Origin of the sequence: Kordiimonas aestuarii (assembly GCF_025574465.1) — a bacterium.
Classification (GTDB): domain Bacteria; phylum Pseudomonadota; class Alphaproteobacteria; order Sphingomonadales; family Kordiimonadaceae; genus Kordiimonas; species Kordiimonas aestuarii.
The window spans coordinates 74146-92379 of record NZ_JAOBPP010000018.1 but is presented as its reverse complement, the minus strand read 5'-3'; the positions used below and the strand labels follow the sequence as shown (position 1 = coordinate 92379).

12 protein-coding genes are annotated in these 18234 nt (G+C 56.5%); 5 read left to right on the top strand and 7 right to left on the bottom strand.

The genetic code is table 11. The features are described from left to right. Positions 1-8 precede the first annotated feature (8 nt). The 3 genes from OEU85_RS06460 to OEU85_RS06450 all read left to right on the top strand — a co-directional run bounded on the left by OEU85_RS06460 (position 9) and on the right by OEU85_RS06450 (position 5201). A complete protein-coding gene (locus tag OEU85_RS06460) occupies positions 9-1523 on the top strand; it encodes a tryptophan halogenase family protein (protein WP_262690637.1) in 1515 nt (504 codons plus the stop codon). A 205-nt stretch (positions 1524-1728) separates the two neighbouring features. After that, positions 1729-4116 (top strand): glycoside hydrolase family 3 protein, encoded by a 2388-nt coding sequence (locus tag OEU85_RS06455; protein ID WP_449555796.1) that lies wholly within the window; start codon positions 1729-1731, stop codon positions 4114-4116. 107 nt (positions 4117-4223) lie between these two features. After that, a complete protein-coding gene (locus OEU85_RS06450) occupies positions 4224-5201 on the top strand; it encodes a hypothetical protein (protein WP_262690635.1) in 978 nt (325 codons plus the stop codon). Positions 5202-5249: 48 nt separating this feature from the next. On the opposite strand, the gene OEU85_RS06445 is transcribed toward OEU85_RS06450, so the two are convergent. The 4 genes from OEU85_RS06445 to OEU85_RS06430 form a co-directional block, all read right to left on the bottom strand. Further along, positions 5250-6332 carry an efflux RND transporter periplasmic adaptor subunit gene (locus OEU85_RS06445; RefSeq protein ID WP_262690634.1) on the bottom strand — a complete coding sequence of 361 codons (1083 nt, stop codon included), beginning with the start codon at positions 6330-6332 and terminating at the stop codon, positions 5250-5252. A 43-nt stretch (positions 6333-6375) separates the two neighbouring features. Further along, complete coding sequence (locus tag OEU85_RS06440; RefSeq protein WP_262690633.1) at positions 6376-9501, bottom strand: efflux RND transporter permease subunit; 3126 nt, start codon at positions 9499-9501, stop codon at positions 6376-6378. A gap of 281 nt (positions 9502-9782) precedes the next feature. Beyond that, positions 9783-10256, bottom strand: coding sequence for an SRPBCC family protein (locus tag OEU85_RS06435; protein ID WP_262690632.1), 474 nt, complete (start codon positions 10254-10256; stop codon positions 9783-9785). After that, positions 10240-10596, bottom strand: a complete 357-nt coding sequence (locus OEU85_RS06430) for an ArsR/SmtB family transcription factor (RefSeq protein WP_262690631.1) — start codon at positions 10594-10596, stop codon at positions 10240-10242. Before OEU85_RS06430 ends, OEU85_RS06435 begins: the two co-directional genes overlap by 17 nt. Positions 10597-10752: 156 nt before the next feature. Here OEU85_RS06430 and OEU85_RS06425 point away from each other — a divergent pair, with 156 nt between their 5' ends. Next, on the top strand, positions 10753-11400 hold the full coding sequence (locus OEU85_RS06425; RefSeq protein ID WP_262690630.1) for a response regulator: 648 nt from the start codon (positions 10753-10755) through the stop codon (positions 11398-11400). On the opposite strand, the gene OEU85_RS06420 is transcribed toward OEU85_RS06425, so the two are convergent. The 3 genes from OEU85_RS06420 to OEU85_RS06410 all read right to left on the bottom strand — a co-directional run bounded on the left by OEU85_RS06420 (position 11397) and on the right by OEU85_RS06410 (position 15704). Next, on the bottom strand, positions 11397-13454 hold the full coding sequence (locus OEU85_RS06420; RefSeq protein WP_262690629.1) for an ATP-binding protein: 2058 nt from the start codon (positions 13452-13454) through the stop codon (positions 11397-11399). The two genes, OEU85_RS06425 and OEU85_RS06420, sit on opposite strands and share 4 nt — an antisense overlap. Before the next feature lie 162 nt (positions 13455-13616). Next, complete coding sequence (locus OEU85_RS06415; RefSeq protein ID WP_262690628.1) at positions 13617-14207, bottom strand: N-acyl amino acid synthase FeeM domain-containing protein; 591 nt, start codon at positions 14205-14207, stop codon at positions 13617-13619. Between the two features lie 246 nt (positions 14208-14453). Further along, positions 14454-15704: an MFS transporter gene (locus OEU85_RS06410; RefSeq protein WP_262690627.1), complete on the bottom strand. Its 1251-nt coding sequence runs from the start codon at positions 15702-15704 to the stop codon at positions 14454-14456. Between the two features lie 179 nt (positions 15705-15883). Between OEU85_RS06410 and OEU85_RS06405 the strand changes: the two genes are divergently transcribed. Then, complete coding sequence (locus OEU85_RS06405; protein WP_262690626.1) at positions 15884-18226, top strand: glycoside hydrolase family 65 protein; 2343 nt, start codon at positions 15884-15886, stop codon at positions 18224-18226. The last annotated feature ends 8 nt before the right edge of the window (positions 18227-18234 follow it).

The window sequence follows — 18234 nt, the reverse complement described above, 5'->3', positions numbered from 1 at the left end:
AACGGGCGATGGCTGATCAACTACCTCATAAAATTCTGATCGTGGGCGGCGGCACCGCTGGCTGGATGGCGGCGGCGGCGCTTTCGCGGATGCTGGCGCACAGGGTAGAGATTACCCTGGTGGAATCCGATGCCATCGGTACCGTGGGTGTCGGGGAAGCGACCATTCCCCCGATCCGGTCTTTTAACCAGATCCTCGGCATTGACGAAGCCGAGTTTATGGAACAGACAAAAGCCACCTATAAACTGGGCATCGAGTTCGAGAACTGGACCCGCGAAGGGCACAGTTATTTCCATCCGTTTGGCCTTTATGGTGCCAGCCCGGATGCTCGATATCTGCATCATTACTGGCTGAAGCTGGCAAGCGAAGGCACGGTGCCGCCGCTTGATGAATTCAGCATCTGTGCCCAGGCGGCAAAACGTGGCCGGTGCGGCATGCCAAGCGGAGATGCAAGCTCGGTACTGTCGGCTTTTGGCTCCGCGTTTCATTTTGATGCCGGCCTGTACGCCGCCTACCTACGACGCTATGCCGAAGCACGGCGGGTGACGCGCATTGAAGGCCGCGTAGAAGCAGTAAAGTTGCGGGGCAGTGATGGTTTTATCGAGGCGGTAACGCTTGAAGGTGGCCGCACGCTTGAAGCAGACTTTTTCATCGACTGCTCGGGCTTTCGCGGCCTGTTGATCGAAGAGGCGCTAGGCGCGGGATACGACGACTGGACCCGCTGGTTGCCGTGTGACCGCGCCGTAGCCGTGCCCTGTGCGCGCATGGGCAAGACGAACCCCTACACACGTTCCGTCGCGCACAGGGCAGGCTGGCGGTGGCGTATTCCGCTGCAGCATCGCACCGGGAATGGCGTTGTTTACGCCAGCCAGCACATGAGCGACGATGAAGCGCTGGCGCATCTTATGGGTAACCTCGATGGTGAAGCATTGGCGGAACCCAATTTCCTGCGCTTCCGGACCGGTGTGCGGCGAAAATTCTGGGACAAGAACTGTCTCGCGCTCGGGCTTTCAAGCGGCTTCATGGAACCGTTGGAAAGCACCAGCATTCATCTTATTCAGGCGGGCATCACCAAACTTCTGGATTTTTTCCCGGGCCACGACTTCAAGGTTGCGAACACGGCTGAATATAACCGCCTGGCGCGGGTCGAATTTGAGGAAGTGCGTGATTTTCTCATTCTGCATTATTTTGCCACGGAACGAACGGACAGCGATTTCTGGAACTATTGCCGCACCATGAGTATACCGGAAACCTTGCAGCGCCGTATTGCGCTTTTCAGGGCATATGGGCGTATTCCGCCAAGGGCCTATGACCTTTTTACCAGCACCAGCTGGATCGCGGTTTTCCTAGGCCAGGCTGTTGTGCCGGAAGGTTATGACCCCTTGGTCGATGCCCACGATATCACCAGCATTCGCGAACGACTTGAAAGTGCCAGGCACCGTATCCGGCAGGCTGCGGAGGGGCTGCCGGCGCATGACGAGTTGATCTCCCACCTTCTGACACGCGCGAGACGTGTCGCCTAGGGCCACTGCCCAGCACCTATAAGAACTGAAAGGAACAGATGTGAAGGTCTCTTTGCAAAACAATCGTGCGGCAGGCAGGGCACTGAAAACCATGGTGGCAGTGGCCACCTTCGCGCTTGTCGCTTGTGGGGATGACGGCACGGCACCTCAGGGCGAGGCAGTCACATGGCCACATATTGCAAGCCCGGTCAGGCAAGACAAGGGCATGGAAGCGCGCATTGATGACCTCATCGCCCGGATGAGTGTTGAGGAAAAGGTCGGGCAGGTGATCCAGCCTGAGATACAGTATATTACCCCGGAAGAAGTGAAGGCCTATCACATCGGTTCCATCCTGAATGGCGGCGGGTCGTTACCTAACCGAAACAAACATGCCACACCAGCGGAATGGCTGGCGATGGCGGATGCGTTTTATGACGCCTCGATGGATACATCGGACGGGGGCCTCGCGATCCCCATCCTGTGGGGCAGCGACGCGGTGCATGGCCATAACAATGTTATCGGCGCGACCATATTCCCGCACAACATTGGCCTTGGCGCCATGCATGATCCGGCGCTGATGCGCAGGATTGGCGAGATCACGGCGCGGGAAATGCGTGTGACCGGTATTGACTGGACCTTCGCGCCCACGCTTGCCGTTGTGCAAAACGACCGTTGGGGCCGGACTTATGAAAGTTATTCGGAAGACCCGGCTTTGGTACGCTCCTATGCAGGCGAGGTGGTGTACGGTCTTCAGGGTGTGCCGGGCACGGCACACTTCCTTGACGGTGACCATGTCATCGCGACGGCCAAACATTTTGTTGGCGACGGCGGCACGGAAGGCGGTGACGACCAGGGCGATACCCGCGTCAGCGAAGCAGAGCTGCGCGATATTCATGCGGCGGGATATATCACCGCGCTTGAGGCGGGTGTACAGACGGCGATGACCAGCTTCTCCAGCTGGAACGGCAAAAAGGTGCATGGCAGCAAATATCTCATCACCGATGTGCTGAAGGGCCAGATGGGCTTTGATGGCCCGGTGGTCAGTGACTGGAACGCGCATGGTCAGGTCAAGGGCTGCACCAATGTTTCCTGCGCCCGTTCGTTCAATGCCGGTGTTGATATCCTGATGGTGCCGCAGGACTGGCGGGGGCTATATGACAACACCCTCGCGCAAGTGAAGTCGGGAGAGATTACGATGGCCCGCCTGGATGAAGCGGTGCGCCGTATCCTGCGCATGAAACTGCGCTCGGGCCTCTTCGACAAATCCAAGCCGTCAGAACGCGGCCTTGCGGGGGAAGACGGGGTGATCGGCAGCGCCGCGCACCGTGACGTCGCCCGGCAGGCTGTCCGGCAGTCGCTGGTGCTCCTTAAAAACGCTGCGGGTGTTTTGCCCATCCGCCCTGACATGACTGTGCTGATGGTCGGTGACGGCGCCGATAACATCGGCAAACAGGCAGGCGGCTGGACCATAAGCTGGCAGGGCACGGGCAACCAGAATAGCGACTTCCCGGGCGGGCAGTCCGTTTATGACGGTGTGCGCGCCGCGGTCCAGGCCGTGGGCGGCAAGGTGATCCTTGATCCCGAAGGTGCCTTGGATGTGGACGCGGACATCGCCATCGCGGTGTTTGGTGAAGAACCCTATGCGGAGTTTCAGGGCGACCTTGACAGCCTTGAGTATGACCCGGGTGCCAAGCGTGACCTTGAGATGCTGAAGCGTCTGAAAGCGCGCGGGTTGCCTGTGGTCAGCGTGTTCCTGTCCGGGCGTCCAATGTGGACGAACCCGGAGATCAATGCGTCGGACGCCTTTGTGGCCGCGTGGTTGCCTGGCAGCGAAGGCGAAGGTATCGCGGATGTGCTGGTCGCGGATGCACATGGCACACCGCGCCATGATTTCACCGGCAGGCTGTCGTTCTCATGGCCCAAAACACCCATGCAGGATGTGCTGAACCCGCATCATCAGGGCTATGACCCCTTGTTCCCGTTGGGCTACGGGCTTGACTATGCCTCGGGTGACGAGGGGCCGGGCGTATTGCCTGAAGATGTCGAGGGCGTGCAAAAGGGCATGCGGGCTGAGCTTGCGCTTTATCACGGTCGCGCGCTTGAACCCTGGCGGGTCTATATCGCCACCGATGGCACGCCGCAGATTGTCTCTGGCCCTTATGCCAAGCTGACGGACGGTGAGATGACCATCCGCACAACCGACAAGGATGTGCAGGAAGACGCACTGGCCATCACATGGGCCGGCGGCAAGCCGGGGCAGATGAGCATTGACGGCGGCGGGGCACTTGACCTCGCGCCCTTTGCCGAAACAGGCGGCATTCTCTCCTTCGAGATCAAGCTGGATACGGTGCCGTCGGGTGAAGTGATGCTAAAGATGGCGTGTGAGACAGGGTGTGTGGACAGTGTGCGCCTGACCGATCACCTGCGTGCGCTCGTGGGACAGGACTGGCAAAAAGTGGCGATCAAACTTGCCTGCTTCGATGCGGATTCCAGCCACTTGGCGCGGGTTACCACACCCTTCATGCTGGCAAGCGAAGGGGCCGCCCAGATTGATATCGCACATGTGCGCGTGCTGCCGGCTGGCAGCGCGGCTTTCACCTGCACTGCTGAATAAACAACAGGGTGTGGGGATATGTCCCGCACCCATAATGTCATTGCCTGACAGGCTACAGCAGCGTTATATGGTGCGCAAAAGGCCCCAAAAGGCTGGCGGAGCAGGTAATGGCAATCAGACTATATCTTCACATCGGGCAACCTCAGGCGGAGACCGGGCACATCCTGGCGCTGCTGGCAGACAATGCTGCACACTTGCGCCGGCAAGGCTATGGCGTGGTGACAGTGGATCCACCTAAGGGTGCGGGGTCGCTGCCATCTTTGATTACTGAGGAGCGGCGAGCGGATGTTGCCGCGTTTTTTTCCGCCCTTAAAACCAAGGCGGAGCATGAAAACTTAGAAGCCGTTGTGCTGAGTTTGCCTGGTTTGTGCCACGTGCGGGCGGCGGGTTTATTGGCGACCGCCAGAGGCCACTTTGATTGCCGTGTTGTATATTATTTTCACCGGCAGGATGATCATCTTGTGGCAGCTTGGGCCGCCGGGCAGTATATGACCGGTATCGGTTTAGCCGCGTATATAGAACAGCATCTGGCCTCAGCCGGGCGCAGGCTATACAGGGATGTTCTGGAAGCATATCTTGAGCATTTTAGCGCTGCAAACATGCGGGTGCGGTTGATATGGGCCCCTGTTTTGGAACAGCGAAGCCTGTCACAGGATTTCTGGCGGACGCTGGACCTGGGCGATGTGGGCCTGCCGGACACACCTGTGGCCCCACCCGAGATCAGCCCTGACCTCGCAGAAATTCTTGGGGAAAGTCCTTATCTCTTTGCAGGAACGGACGACCATGAGATGACTGATTTTATCACAAGCCTTCGCATGAGTGGCGGGGTTGCCAAGGCCAACCCGCTTGATATCGACGTCCGCCGCAAAATCATGCAACACTACCAACCGGAAAATCGTTGGATAAAGCAGACATTTTTTGCAGATGTGCATATGGCGGGGTGGAATGCGGTGCCCGACAGCGATGACCGGAGCCAGGATGTGACAATGGGCGGTATTGCCGAGGCGATTAACCTCAATCTGGCCATGCTGAAGGACCTGCAACAGGATGTAGGGCGTATCAAAAGGAAAATGGGCCTCAAATAGAAGCCCATTTTATGATCTTTACCCGTTACTCCCTGATCAGGCCGGCGCTTAGCGGCTGCCCGCGTCCTTGATCATGACACCCTGGCCAGGCATCAGACGTTCGGCTCCTCGAACAACCACCTTGTCACCTGCTGCGACGCCACCCTTGAGAGATACCCATAGGCCGATGGAGGCGTCGATGTCGGCGTTGACCTGCTCGGCTTTGTTGTCGTTTGAAACCCTATAGAGATAGCGGGTGCCCCCCTTCAGTACGATAGCATCGCGCGGCACGGCGACGGCTTCGGTCGGTGTGTCCTTCGGAAGGCTAACCTTCACCGGCGTACCGATCATCCATACGTTGGGTTGTGCCGTCAGGCGTACCTCCACCATGCGGGAGACCATATCACCAACCGGTACGACGGTACGGATCGGCAACATGCGGCTTGCCCGGCCGTCATGGACGGCAACGCTATCCCCCGGCTTCATGAAGGGTGTGATGGCGATCGGTGCAGGAATAACTACCTCCACATTTTCGGTGTCGACAAGCCTGAGAAGCGGATCGCTTACATTCATATATTCCCCGATATTCACGAGGCGCTGTACCACGTGACCGGGGAAAGGGGCCTTGATTTCAGCGCGGGCGAGGTCGCCCTTGGCTTTGTCATAGGCGGCTTCAGCATCGCTGATTTCCTCCCGCAGCATGTCGCGCTGCGCCGTGACTTCTTGAAGCCGCGCCTTCGAGGCGTTATCGCTTTTCGCCAACTCGTCGTAGCGTTTGACGTCCTGCTCGCGGAACGACAGGTTGGCTTTCAGCCGCTTGAGGTTGGCCTCGGCACGGCGTGTCGCTATGGTCAGTAGCCGGTCATCAATGCGGGCGATCACATCGCCTTTTTTTACATGCGTACCAACCTGGGCAATCCATGAAAGCGGGCCTTCAACTTCTGCCGCGATGCGACTGTCGTTGAGGCTGATCACGGTGCCAGAGACCAGCATTTCCGGCGCCATCATGCGTTTTTCTGCAACAGCTACCTCAACCTGTGCCGGAGGCATCTCCTGCATGCCCTGTGCGCTGATGCCGAAGGAGGCTGTCAAGGACAGGAATACACCTGCACCTATCGCCAAAGGAGAGGGTAATGAAATTGTCAAAGCCATCGTTAACTCGTTTCTTTCAAGTATTTTATCGGTAAAACTGTTGCTATTCCGCTGCTTCTGATCGCTGCTCGTGAAGGTCATCATCCCTATCAACGTCGGCGCCGACGGCAGTTGTGGTTTTGCCCGGTGTCAACTGCAACAGGCTCGGCAACAGTACGAGGGTAAAGAGTGTGGATACGCTCATGCCCCCAACAATTGCCGCCGCCATACCACGGTATATTTCGCTGCCCGACCCGGGGAAAAGCAGAAGCGGTGCCATGCCAAACAGGCTGGTGAGCGTGCTCATGAAAATAGGCCTCAGGCGCAGGCGCAACGCCTGACGCACGGCATCGACGCGGCTGAAGCCCCGGCTTTCGGCACGGCGGGTCTGTTCCACCAGTAAGATGGCGTTATTGACCACCAGCCCCAGCAGGATGATGAAACCAATCATGCCCAGAAGGTCGAGCGGCTGGAAGTTGATCAGGTTCATCAGGTTGATCGCCAGCACACCGCCCACGCAGGCAAGCGGAATGGCAATGATAACCAGAAGCGCGTCTTTGAGCGACTTGAACAGCCCGGCCATGATCAGAATCAGCAGGCCAAGCGCCATCAGGAAATTGCCGCTTAGCGTGCCAATGGCGCGCTCAAGGTCCTCGGCGCTTCCAGCATATGTGATGGTGCCGTCCGCTGGCAGCATTGCCTGGAGTTGTGGTGCGACATCCGACTTGAGCTTGGTAATCAGTTCTTCCAGCGACATGCCTTCCGGCGGGTTGACCGACAGGCTGTAGGCACGCGCCCGGTCAAACCGCGCGATTGTATTGGGCCCAAGGGTGGTAGAAATTTCGGCCAATTCGCCAAGCGGCACAAGCCCGCCCTTGGGGGTCATGACCGGAAGGTCCGCCATTTCCTCGGGCGTGTGGAAGCGTTCAGATTTCAGGTAGATATCAAGCCTGGACGTGCCGTCAAAATATTCGCCAAGCCATGCTCCTTGACCAAGTTCCAGAACCACGGAAGTCAGGTCTGTGCGTGTCCAGCCTACCTCGGCCAAACGTTCGTCATTCGGTTCAAAGCGCAGTTCGGTCGCTTCGGCGAAGGGATCAGGCATTGGGTTGGCAGTCGCACCGGGGATTGAACCCATCACAATGCCCATGCCTGACATCGCGGCGTTTTTAACAGCGTCAAGGTCGGTGGACATAATGCGCATTTCAACGCTGTTGCTGTCTTCAAAACCACCAAACAGGCTACGGCGCATGGTAAAGCCAAACATGTCCGGGATGCCGGAAATGATTTCCGTCTGGACAACGTTTTGCAATTCATTGAGGTCCGTGCCGTCCTCGCCGTTGAGGGCAAGCCAGCCGCCGGTGGCGCCAGGGAAGGACCAGAAGAAATAATCCCGCACTTTTGGGGACTTTTCTCCGGTCAGGTAGGGCTGGATACGGGCATCAATAACCTGCGCGATTTCCTTATCCGCCGTCTCTACATTTGTGCCGGGCGGGAAAAACAGGAAGCTGTCAACGGTGTCACGCTTAACGGGCGGCAGATAGTTGCTTTGCGGCCAAAGCGTGACCGTCAACGTGACGGAGACGATGATCAGGCTGGCAACCCAGCCGATGCGCTTGGCCTGGGTATTGGTCATGGCCATCAGGCGGTCAGTAATGCGATCCCAAACTGTGACACCTGTCTCTGGCTCAGGTAGTTGGCGCATCCAGAAACGTGCGGTGGTCGGCAGGATAGTCACCGCCACAAAAAGGGAGACACTGACGCCGATTGCAATGGTAAGCGCAAGGTCAGCAAACATTTGCCCTTCGGCGTCCTTGAGGAACATGATCGGGATAAAGATGGCAACCGTCGTAGCCGTGGATGCCAATAGCGCCCCCCACACCTGGGTTGCGCCCTTATCGCTGGCTTCGAGCGGGCGCTCGCCGCGCTCCCTCAGGCGCACGATATTCTCCAGCACCACAATGGCAGCGTCGAGCACCATGCCGCAGGCAAAGGCAAGACCCGCCAGCGAGATAACATTGAGTGTCCGGCCGGTAACCTGAAGCACCAGGAAAGTGGTCAGCAGGGATACCGGGATCGCCAGTGCGATCAGCATTGTGGCGCGCCATTGACGCAGGAATAACCACAGGACGACGATGGCCAGCATCATGCCGATGACAAGGTTGCCGCTCAGAAGGCTGATGGACCGGTTGATGTAAAGGCTGGGGTCAAACGAATATTGTGCCTTCAAGCCGCGCTCGGCAAAGGGGCCGACGTTCAACTGATCCAGCTTCGTTTTTACACCTTCAAGGGCTTGCAGGACGTTGGCATCGTTATTTTTGGAAATGCTCAGCCGGAACGAAGGATTGCCGTTCTGGTATATGAAGCCGTCCGCACGGCCAATGCCGATCTCTACCCGGGCAACATCGCCAAGGCGGATGGGCAGGCCGTCGCGCCATTCCAGGATCAGCCCGGCAAGTTCGTCTGCGTCATAGCGGCCTTCGAGGCGCACGGTGTATTGCTTGCGTCCGACGTCGACAAAGCCGCTTGAAATATCGGCCGAACGGCCGACACGGGCCGGAACTTGCGCGATATCGATACCCAGTTCCGCTGCGCGGTAGGGGTCAAAAATGATCTGCAGCTGTTCGCCGCGCCCGCCGCTACCATCATCAAAGTCGATACGGGAAACGCCGTAGAGCGATTGCAGCTCCGGCACGATTGTATCACGGATATACCGGCGGTTCTTGGCAACCTGCTCTTCATTCAGGTCTTCCATCTGAATGTAATAGTCGATCAATGTGTCGTTGGCGTCACCCCATTCACCCATCAGGATTTGCGGTTTTTCTGCACTCGCCGGAAGTGGACGCAGCCGGTTCAGGCGGCTGATCACCTCAATCAACGCCGTTGTCATGTCGGTTTCGAGCGCGAACTCAAGCTGCATGAAGCCGAAGTTGGCCATATTCCACGATACCATTTCGGTCATCCCGGGTGTGCCAACCAGCACTTCCTCGACCGGTACCGCGATCTCCGATTCCATCTCGGCGGGGGAGGCGCCGGGCCAGGAATTGACAACAGAGATAATCGGTTTCTGGATTTGTGGCAGCAGTTGTGCCGGCATGCTCATGACCGACATGACGCCAAGCAGCATGAGAACCGCGGTTACGATCGCGACGGCGGCGGGGTTCTGGAGGCTCTGTCGTGTCAGTTTCATCGTCTGTCCCTGTCGTGCATCTTTTTCTTTTGAATGCTGAAAAGTTCTCTATTCGTTCTCTTGTGGCAAGTTGTTTTCTTCAACCGGCCATCAAAACAGCGGACATTCCTTCAAACTGTTTGAAAAATGTCACGCTTTTTGGCTATCAGCCTCGTTTTTAGGTTATTTTTTTGCTCTTTTACCTGATGGACTCATGAGAGTCTCAGCCTGAAATAAACCATAGTATGGGGCGCTCCCCCGCGATACGGCCATCTTGGCCGTGCCGCGTCGGTCAGCCTCAATTATTTCAGGCTGGTGGCCAGCTCGACCAACTGGTCTATGCATGTACCCCAACCGTCAAAGAACCCCATTTCCTCATGGCGCTTGCGGCTTTCTACATTGTTGTGCATCGCGGTTGCGATATACCGGGTGCTGTCGCCAAGGTCTTCCATCGTGATCACCGCAGAGAAGAAGGGCTCCGCCGCCGGACGCCAGCCGCCGGTGAGGGCATCGGTGAAGACGATGCGTTTTTTTTCCTCTACCGCGAGGTAGCAACCCGCGAGGGGAAAAACCGTGCCGTCGGGCAGGTTCATTTCGGCCCGAAAACCGCCGCCGGGCCGCAGGTCCATCTCCTCGACTTTCAGCGTAACCGGCCTGGGTGCCCACCATTGCTGGAACAGGGTGACATCGCTCCAGGCTTGCCAGACGAGGTCTACCGGTACGGGAAGCGTGCGGTCAATCACAAGGTCGAGGTTGTTATCATTCGTCGCTGTCATGTCTTTGATCCTGTTTTTGTAATCGTAGAAGAAGGCCGTCCAGCCTGTTGAAACGGTCCTGCCAGATTTTGCGCTGGTCGATGATCCAGCTTTCTGCAGGCACAAGGTTCATGGGCGTAATCTCGCAGGTTCGGACCCGACCCTCTTTCCGGCTGCGGATGAGCCCGCTGTCCTCCAGCACCTTGAGATGCTGCATAAAGGAAGGCAGGGCCATTTCGAACGGGCTTGCCAGTTCGCTCACCGTCAGGGGGCCATCGGCGAGGCGTTGCAACACCGTGCGACGGGTTTTATCCGCCAGCGCCTGAAAAACGATGTCCAGATTTTCTGCATTGTTAGTCATTCACCTAACTAACTGGTGCGGGCTTTCAGTGTCAATCAAAAATTAGGTATATGCCTAACTAATTATGTTGGTGGGGCTCTGGCCTTGAACAACCATTGACCCGCTAGGCCCGGCGGCCTAAGGCTAGGAAGCTCAATGATTGCCACGGGGGGGGACATGGCACCTGACAAATTGGATGTTGACCAAAATGATGTCGAAACCAGGGTGGCGGCATTGCTGCATCAACTGCGCACACCGCTTCTGACCATAAAAAACCTGACGGAGCTGATCGGCGACGGTACTGTGGAAGCCGCAGGCGTCCGGACGGATATTAACCGGCAGGTGGACCGGATTAATGCGGAGCTGGATGCCTTCTGGCACCAGTTCGGGAACAGGGATACGGAACCCGGGAATGATGTTCCCGCCGGGGAGACCGATACCGCCTTCGTGATCCTCTATGTTGATGATGACCAGATTCACCGCGATATCGGATTGCGGCTTCTCGAACAACTTGGTCACAAGGTGGTTGTGTGCGCGGATGGCGTGACGGCGCTTGAGCTTTGTGAAACGCAGGGATTTGACGTTATCTTCCTTGATGAACATGCCCCGGTTATCCGTGGCACTGACTTTGCGCGTGGCTGGGCAAAGGCGGCCGGAGACCGGGACATGCCGTATATGATCGGCATGTCCAATGATCCGCGGGTGGAGAATTTACGCCAGGCGTGCCTTGACGCAGGCATGCAGGATTTCATGGCGAAGCCGGTAACCGGGGTGAAGCTTATGCAGGTTCTTGCAAGGGCGGCAGAGCGGCTGCGGGCAAGTTAGCCTGCGGAAGCTCGAAGCGGGCTGGTGCCGGCATCGCGGGGTTTCATGCGTTTGGCTGCTGGCAGCATGACGATAAATTCTGAGCCGACGCCAGGCTCGCTGGTCGCGCGAATGCTGCCGTCATGGCTTTCGATGATGCGTTTGACCACGCCAGTTCCGACCCCAGACCCCCCCGTGCCGCGATGGCCGGTCTCACCGCTTTGCCAGAGGGTGGCAAGCCGCTCAGCATCCATACCGCTGCCGTTATCGCGGATACGGCACCCGACCTGATCAAGCGTTTTATCATACCATGTTTCGATATTGACCGCGGAACGTGGTTTGTCCAGCGCCTTGAAGGCGTTTGAAAGCAGGTTCGAGAGCATGATGCTTATTTCCTGCTCATATCCGTCTACGGGCGGCAGCGGGTTCAGCGCGGTTTGCACCAGCCCCTCATGTGTCGGAAAGCTGGAGACCACATCTTCAATGGTTTCATTGAGGTTGAAGCGGGTGAGCACTTTCTGGTGCTGGCCCTTGAGCATGCGGGTCATGGTGGTGACAAGGGCGTGGCCCTTCTTCACTTGCTCGAGGATTTTTTCCTCCCGCTCTTCGGGGGAGAAGGCATCTCCGGCCAGCAAAAGCGCCTCGATATTCGAAAACGGTGTTTTAACATCATGATTATATTCATTGAGACGAGAAACCACGGTCAGTGTTTTTTCCGCATCGTTCAGGCTGCTTTCAAGCCGTGCCGTGGTGATGAGGCGATCAAGAGCAGGGGCGACCTCGCCCGCAAACCACGTCATCAGGCGGATATCGTCATAGCTGAATTGTTCGTATTTGCCGGGTGTACCAAGGGTGATGGTCCCTATCTGCTGCCCGGCATGCATGATCGGTACACACGCACTGATCCGATGTACGGCAAAGGCGCGTTTCAGCGAGGCAGGCGCTTCATCGTAAAATAGCGTGCCGGGAGTATCACCGATCTGTTCGAGGAAGGCCAAGCCCTCTTTCGGTGCAGGGTACAGCATGGGGTTTTGGCCTTGGAAGCGCACATATCCATCGCCGGTGTCGCCACCGAGTGTCTCTGCCTTTAAATCGATATGATAATCCGAAACACGGATCAGCTTGAGAAAAACCTCATCGGTCAGGGCACGAAGTGCTGCCGGGGTTGAGCAATCTTTCAGGCCCGTAAGCACCCAGTGGGTGACAAAGTCGTAATGGTAAGGTGGTTTCAGGAAATAGCGTTCGCGCAAGGCACAGATGCGCGCAACCAGCCACGGATAACTCTCCAGCGCCGCGAACAGGGCTACCATGCGTATCAGGACCGTCTCAGTGCTTGTGAAGGCGGCCTGCGCAACAGCAACTTCAAGACCAGCAAACAGGGTAGCCAGAACGACGAGCGCTAGCGCTTTGGTCAGGCCGCTGTTGATTGCAAAACCAAGATTGATGACGTGGTGGCGCAGCAGGGCATACGCGAGGATTGATAGCCCCAGAATATTTCCTGCCATACCGAAGAGCTTGGAATATTCAAAACTGGTAATGCCGAGCGCAGTGCCAACCACGATCGCGGCCATTAACCAGCGGATACGTTGCTTCTCCCGGAAGATCGCGGTTTGCAGAGCCCTGATCGTCAAGGCAAGGCTGACAAGCGCCGCGACAACAAAATTCGCCTCGTGAATATGAGAAAGGGTGTCTGCGGCTGTCGTGAAACCTGTGGTTCCCGGCACCAACGTGCTCTGGAAGAAGGCAAGGTTGGTAATATAAAGCAAGGTGCTGGCAAGCGCGGACGAACCAATGGCGAGTTTCAACAGGCGGTCCATGCGGGCACGGGTGATGTATGCGAAAAACAGCATCATGCAAGGAGCAATGAAAAACATGCCAAAGCGCAGCAGGTGGAACCATGGCGCCAACTGGTTGGCATCCGCGATGCTGGACGCGAGGTAGAGGTTCAGGGACCAGACGCCAAAACAAACCCAGAGAAGCGCAAAGGCCAGCGCAGCGCGATTTTTCCCCGACGTCCGAAGGACATAAAATGCGACGGCGATGTCGATCAATGCGACAATCAAATAGCCTGTCATCCTTACGTCCCTTTGTGTTCTAACCCTGAATACATATTATAGGTCTAATAAGTCACCAAAGGCTTAATAGCGCAGCTCCGTGCCTGTATCACGTGTTTTTTTGCACGCATAGGAAATGCGGTGGGATGCCGGAGCCTCGAAAGGCCCCGGCGTTTTGTAATTTTAACACAACCCAAAGCGTCGCAGCGTTTTATATTTGGGGTCAGTCGCCACGAGCTTGCGTGCCTTGTTCAGGTTGCAAGCCATCAGGACAACATCGAAATCGAGCGCCAGCGAGCGCTTGACGCTGGAGATGGGTTCAAATTGCATACCTCGGTAGAAGTCAATCTGTGTCGCCCGCGGGGAGGTCACGATATAATCGGCTCCGATCTCGAGCGCTTTGTCGAAAACATTCTTGAAAAGCTTGAATTTCAGGCGCAGCGCCTTGTGCTGGAACGTCGGGTGCACGACAAATTTGTTGGACTCGACCACGGCACTTTCCAGCCCGAGATGTGCCTCCATCTCCTCCGGGAATAGCTCCTGGGCCGGTATGCCCAAGTGTGGCTTCAGGGGTTCGTAGACACACGCACGGATGGAACCCGCTGCCATGCCTTCAATATATTCAATAAAGGAGTGACAGTTGGGCGCCATATCATAGGGGTCGGAAAACGCGCCATTGCTGTTTTCCTTGATGGAGGCCTTGTCCAGATATGCGGTGTAGCGCAGTTCAAAGATCTCCTGCGCGGCGGATTTAGGTTGTTGACTGGTAATCATGGAAATCTCCCATTGCAGCTATTGAAAATGTGAACCGAGGACGAACTTTCGTCCGGCAGCCATTTTAAGCTGTAGAGAAACTCATGGTTACAGTAATGCTCTTATTAGCCGTATTTTTTATCAAATTGGATAGAATTAGGCATGCGGAGCAGGGAGTTAGGCATGGTAAACGCTTGGCGACACACTAAGTGCCACCAAGCCGGGAAATTTCAGATTCCGAGTCGTTTGTCGGTTGAATCGGCAATTCTAGTGTTGTGTATCCGCTTCCATACCGGCCATGCGAGACGTTTCTCGCTTGAAGAAGAAGAGTGAGGCAAGGAGGCCGGTAAGCGGTATCAGGGACAGATAAAAAGCCGTGCTGCCGCCCATTTCACCAAATACCGTGCCGGTAATGATCGAGCCTGTTGTACCGCCGAGCGCGGAGAAAATAACGATCAGGCCGGTCATTTCCGAATGCTGGTATTTAGGGAGTGCACTCAAAACAGCGGAATTGATCGCCGGATAAATGGGCGCAAGAAACAATCCGATGAGAGGGAAAATATAAGAAGCGGCAGGGGCATCGAGCCACGTCACATTGGGATTATGTGCGATGTTTTCTGCCATGGGCAAGCTAATAAGGATGAGGGCGCCAACTGCCAGGACGCAGACATTCAAAACGGGGTACCAGTCAAACCGCGCCATAACCATACCGGCGCTCAGGCGTCCGATAGCGAGGGTGGCGGCGAAAATACTGGTGGCCTGAATGCTCATGCTTTCGGGCAGCATCAGCACTTCATTGTTGAACGTCGGCAGCCACGTACCGATGCCCTGCTCGATCAGCACATATAGAAAAGCTGAAACCACAAAGATATATCCAATGGGACGAATGACCAGCCGCATCATGTCCATGAAATCCTGTCCTATCGTGCTGCCCTCATGGTGGGCTTCACTTTCGTCCAGCGGTGTGAAGTAAATAATAAGGATGCTGAGTGCCGTGAGCGCGGCCAGCAACCAGTATACGTTCAGCCAGTTCTGGGACTTTGGCATGCCGTCTTCGACAAAATAGCTGAAGAGGCCATAGCCAACCAGCACGCCAGTCATGAAAATTCCTTCAAGCGTGTTCATGAAGCTGGCGTGTTCCTTCCGGCCGTGGGTGATCAGTCCCACGGTGGAATAAACCGAGACCTTAACAAGCGCGAAGGAAACACCAACAGTAAGGAACAGGAGTTTGGTGGTCAGGAACGCGGGCACCAGCGGCATGGCAAGGCAGGCGAAGGTGACAAGTAAAAGTCCTGTCATCATGGCGTTGCGAAAACCGAAACGCGGCAGGAACGAGGCCACAAGGAAAGACACTATGGCAATTGGCAGGTCCTTGAAACCTTCCAGCACGCTGGCGTCGGCGTGGCTCAGGTCGTAGTTTTTTATGACCTGCAGGATCACTGTGCCAACACTGTTGAGCAGGATGGCAAATACAAAATAAATCAGAAACAACGAAAACTTGATGCGCCAGTTGCCCATGGAACCTCCCTAAACTTCCCCTTGCTTGTCTCATGCCTACTTCCCGTCAGCAACGAAACAAGCACGCAGTACCGCTTTACTGGCCTGCTTGCAGAAATGACCATATCAGTATTGCAATCGATTGCAAAGAGGATATTATAACGGTGATTCTAAGGGTCGGAATAGGGAAGAGAGTAACTGTGAGTTCTGCCGAAAAACGTGCCAAGTCTGCGCCGCGGTTCAAAGCTGACCCGTGGTGTTTGATCGAAGAAGGTTTCTCAAGGGAAACCCAGTCGGTGTCCGAGACACTGTTCGCGCAGGCGAACGGGTATCTTGGCACCCGTGGCACTTTTGAGGATGCCGTGGAGCGTGGTGTATCTTCCGTTGAAGGTACATTCCTCAATGGCGTGTATCTGCGCGAGGAAATTCACTATGATGAAAGCGCCTACGGCTTTGCGACCCACAATAATAAAATGATCCTTGTGCCGGACGGCAAGGCGTTCCGCCTGACTGCCGAAGGCGAGGAGTTGACGCAGGGCGAAAGCGAGCTTGAAGCGCAGGCCCGTTCGCTTGACATGAAAACTGGCTTGCTGGAGCGCAGCAGCCTGTGGCGGCCAAAAGCCGGTGGTACACTTGAAGTGAAGGTGCGCCGCTTTGTTTCCATGGCGCGCCCTGGTCTGATGGCTATTGAATATAGCCTTGTCTCGCACGGCTTTGAAGGTGGTGTTGTGCTTGAGACCGGGCTTGACGCCGGTTATGGCGGCACCAATCGCGGCGGTGATCCGCGTGCGGGGGCGCTTTCGATCCGCGATTGCCTTGAGGGGGCACAGGCTGACCGTACGGCTGATGTTCAGTATGTCGGCCATAAAGTGCACGGCAGCGAACATTTGGTCGGTGCGGCCTATTGTCTTGATGGTGTTGGCGGCAAGGCGGCTACTCACGCGGTGCAGGGCGCCCAGTGGCGGGAACACTTGTCATTTTCGCTTGGCAAGGGCGACAGTGTCACCTTGATAAAATATGTAGGCTACTGCGACGGTCCATTCTCTGACGCCAAGGACCTGAAAGCGCGTCTTCAGGCTGATATAAGTGACGCGAGGGCGTTGGGTTTTGACGCACTGCTTGATGAGCATAAACGTGTATTCGCCGATTTCTGGGCAGCGGCCGACATTCAGGTCGACGCCGGTGCCGAGGTTCAGCAGGGTGTGCGCTTCAATCTTTTCCATTTGTTCCAGAGCGCGGGTAAAGACGGCAATCGTGCGCTTTCCGCCAAGGGGCTGACCGGCGCGGGTTATGACGGCCATTATTTCTGGGACACCGAAATTTACGCGGTGCCGTTTTTCGTATTCTCGCGGCCTGAGGTCGCGCTGGCGCTTCTGGAGTATCGGATATCGACCCTCGATAAAGCGCGGGAGCGCGCCCGTACCATGGCGCACAAGCGCGGGGCCCTGTTCCCGTGGCGCACCATTGGCGGTGAGGAATGCTCCAGCTACTTTCCGGCGGGCACCGGCCAGTATCATATCAATGCTGCCGTTGCATATGCCGCCATTCAGTATGTTGCTGTAACTGGCGACGAAGGTTTCTGGCAGTCGGGTGGCGCGGAGCTGCTGTTTGAGACCGCGCGCATCTGGATGGACCTTGGCCATTTCAACGCCCGCAAGGGTGGCCGGTTCTGCATCACCGAGGTCACCGGCCCGGACGAATATACAGCGATGGCCGACAACAACCTCTATACCAACGCCATGGCGCAGCATCATTTGCGGGAAGCGGCAGCTTTGGCTGCGGATCTCAAGGCCAGGACGCCGGAGGTTTTCGCTTCCGTTTGCGCGGAGATTGATCTGGACGAGGAAGAGTTCACCTCCTGGAGTGACGCAGCTGAGCGGATGTACCTGCCATATGATGAAGAGCGCGGCATTTATGAGCAGTGCGACGGTTTTCTCGATAAACCCGAATGGGATTTTGAAAACACACCGGCGGAGAATTATCCGCTTCTGCTGCACTATCACCCGCTCGTCATTTATCGCCATCAGGTGTTGAAGCAGCCGGACGTGGTGTTGGCGCAGACCTTGCTCAGCGACCGGTTCAGCCGCGAAGACAAAATGCGTAACCTTGCCTACTATGAACCACGTACCACGCACGACAGCACCTTGTCGGTATGTATCTATGCGGTGGCAAATGCCGAAGTGGGCGACAAGGCTAAAGCGCTCGAGTTCTTCGAGGAAACTTACCGGATGGACATCGATAACCGTCACGGCAATACCCATTACGGGGTGCATATGGCCTGTATGGCGGGCTCGTGGATGAGTATGACATACGGATTTGCCGGGATGCGCTTTGCCCACGGCACACTTTCCTTTGCGCCTTATCTGCCCGACGGGTGGAACGGGTACAAATTCATGGTCACGGTACGGGGTCGCCGCCTTGGCGTGAGTGTCGCGGCCGAGGGCACGCGCTATGAATTGCTGTCCGGCGAAAATTTCAGTTTTGAGCATTGCGGGCAGGCGGTTACGCTCGGGTATGGTGAAAGCCAGACCCTGACAGCATAACAAGACCG

Excerpts from the sequence above, each read along its gene's own strand:
- OEU85_RS06460 (WP_262690637.1), top strand. The coding sequence starts at position 9 with ATGGCTGATCAACTACCTCATAAAATTCTGATCGTGGGCGGCGGCACC.
- OEU85_RS06455 (WP_449555796.1), top strand. The coding sequence starts at position 1,729 with ATGGAAGCGCGCATTGATGACCTCATCGCCCGGATGAGTGTTGAGGAA.
- OEU85_RS06450 (WP_262690635.1), top strand. The coding sequence starts at position 4,224 with ATGGCAATCAGACTATATCTTCACATCGGGCAACCTCAGGCGGAGACC.
- OEU85_RS06445 (WP_262690634.1), bottom strand. The coding sequence starts at position 6,332 with ATGGCTTTGACAATTTCATTACCCTCTCCTTTGGCGATAGGTGCAGGT.
- OEU85_RS06440 (WP_262690633.1), bottom strand. The coding sequence starts at position 9,501 with ATGAAACTGACACGACAGAGCCTCCAGAACCCCGCCGCCGTCGCGATC.
- OEU85_RS06435 (WP_262690632.1), bottom strand. The coding sequence starts at position 10,256 with ATGACAGCGACGAATGATAACAACCTCGACCTTGTGATTGACCGCACG.
- OEU85_RS06430 (WP_262690631.1), bottom strand. The coding sequence starts at position 10,596 with ATGACTAACAATGCAGAAAATCTGGACATCGTTTTTCAGGCGCTGGCG.
- OEU85_RS06425 (WP_262690630.1), top strand. The coding sequence starts at position 10,753 with ATGGCACCTGACAAATTGGATGTTGACCAAAATGATGTCGAAACCAGG.
- OEU85_RS06420 (WP_262690629.1), bottom strand. The coding sequence starts at position 13,454 with ATGACAGGCTATTTGATTGTCGCATTGATCGACATCGCCGTCGCATTT.
- OEU85_RS06415 (WP_262690628.1), bottom strand. The coding sequence starts at position 14,207 with ATGATTACCAGTCAACAACCTAAATCCGCCGCGCAGGAGATCTTTGAA.
- OEU85_RS06410 (WP_262690627.1), bottom strand. The coding sequence starts at position 15,704 with ATGGGCAACTGGCGCATCAAGTTTTCGTTGTTTCTGATTTATTTTGTA.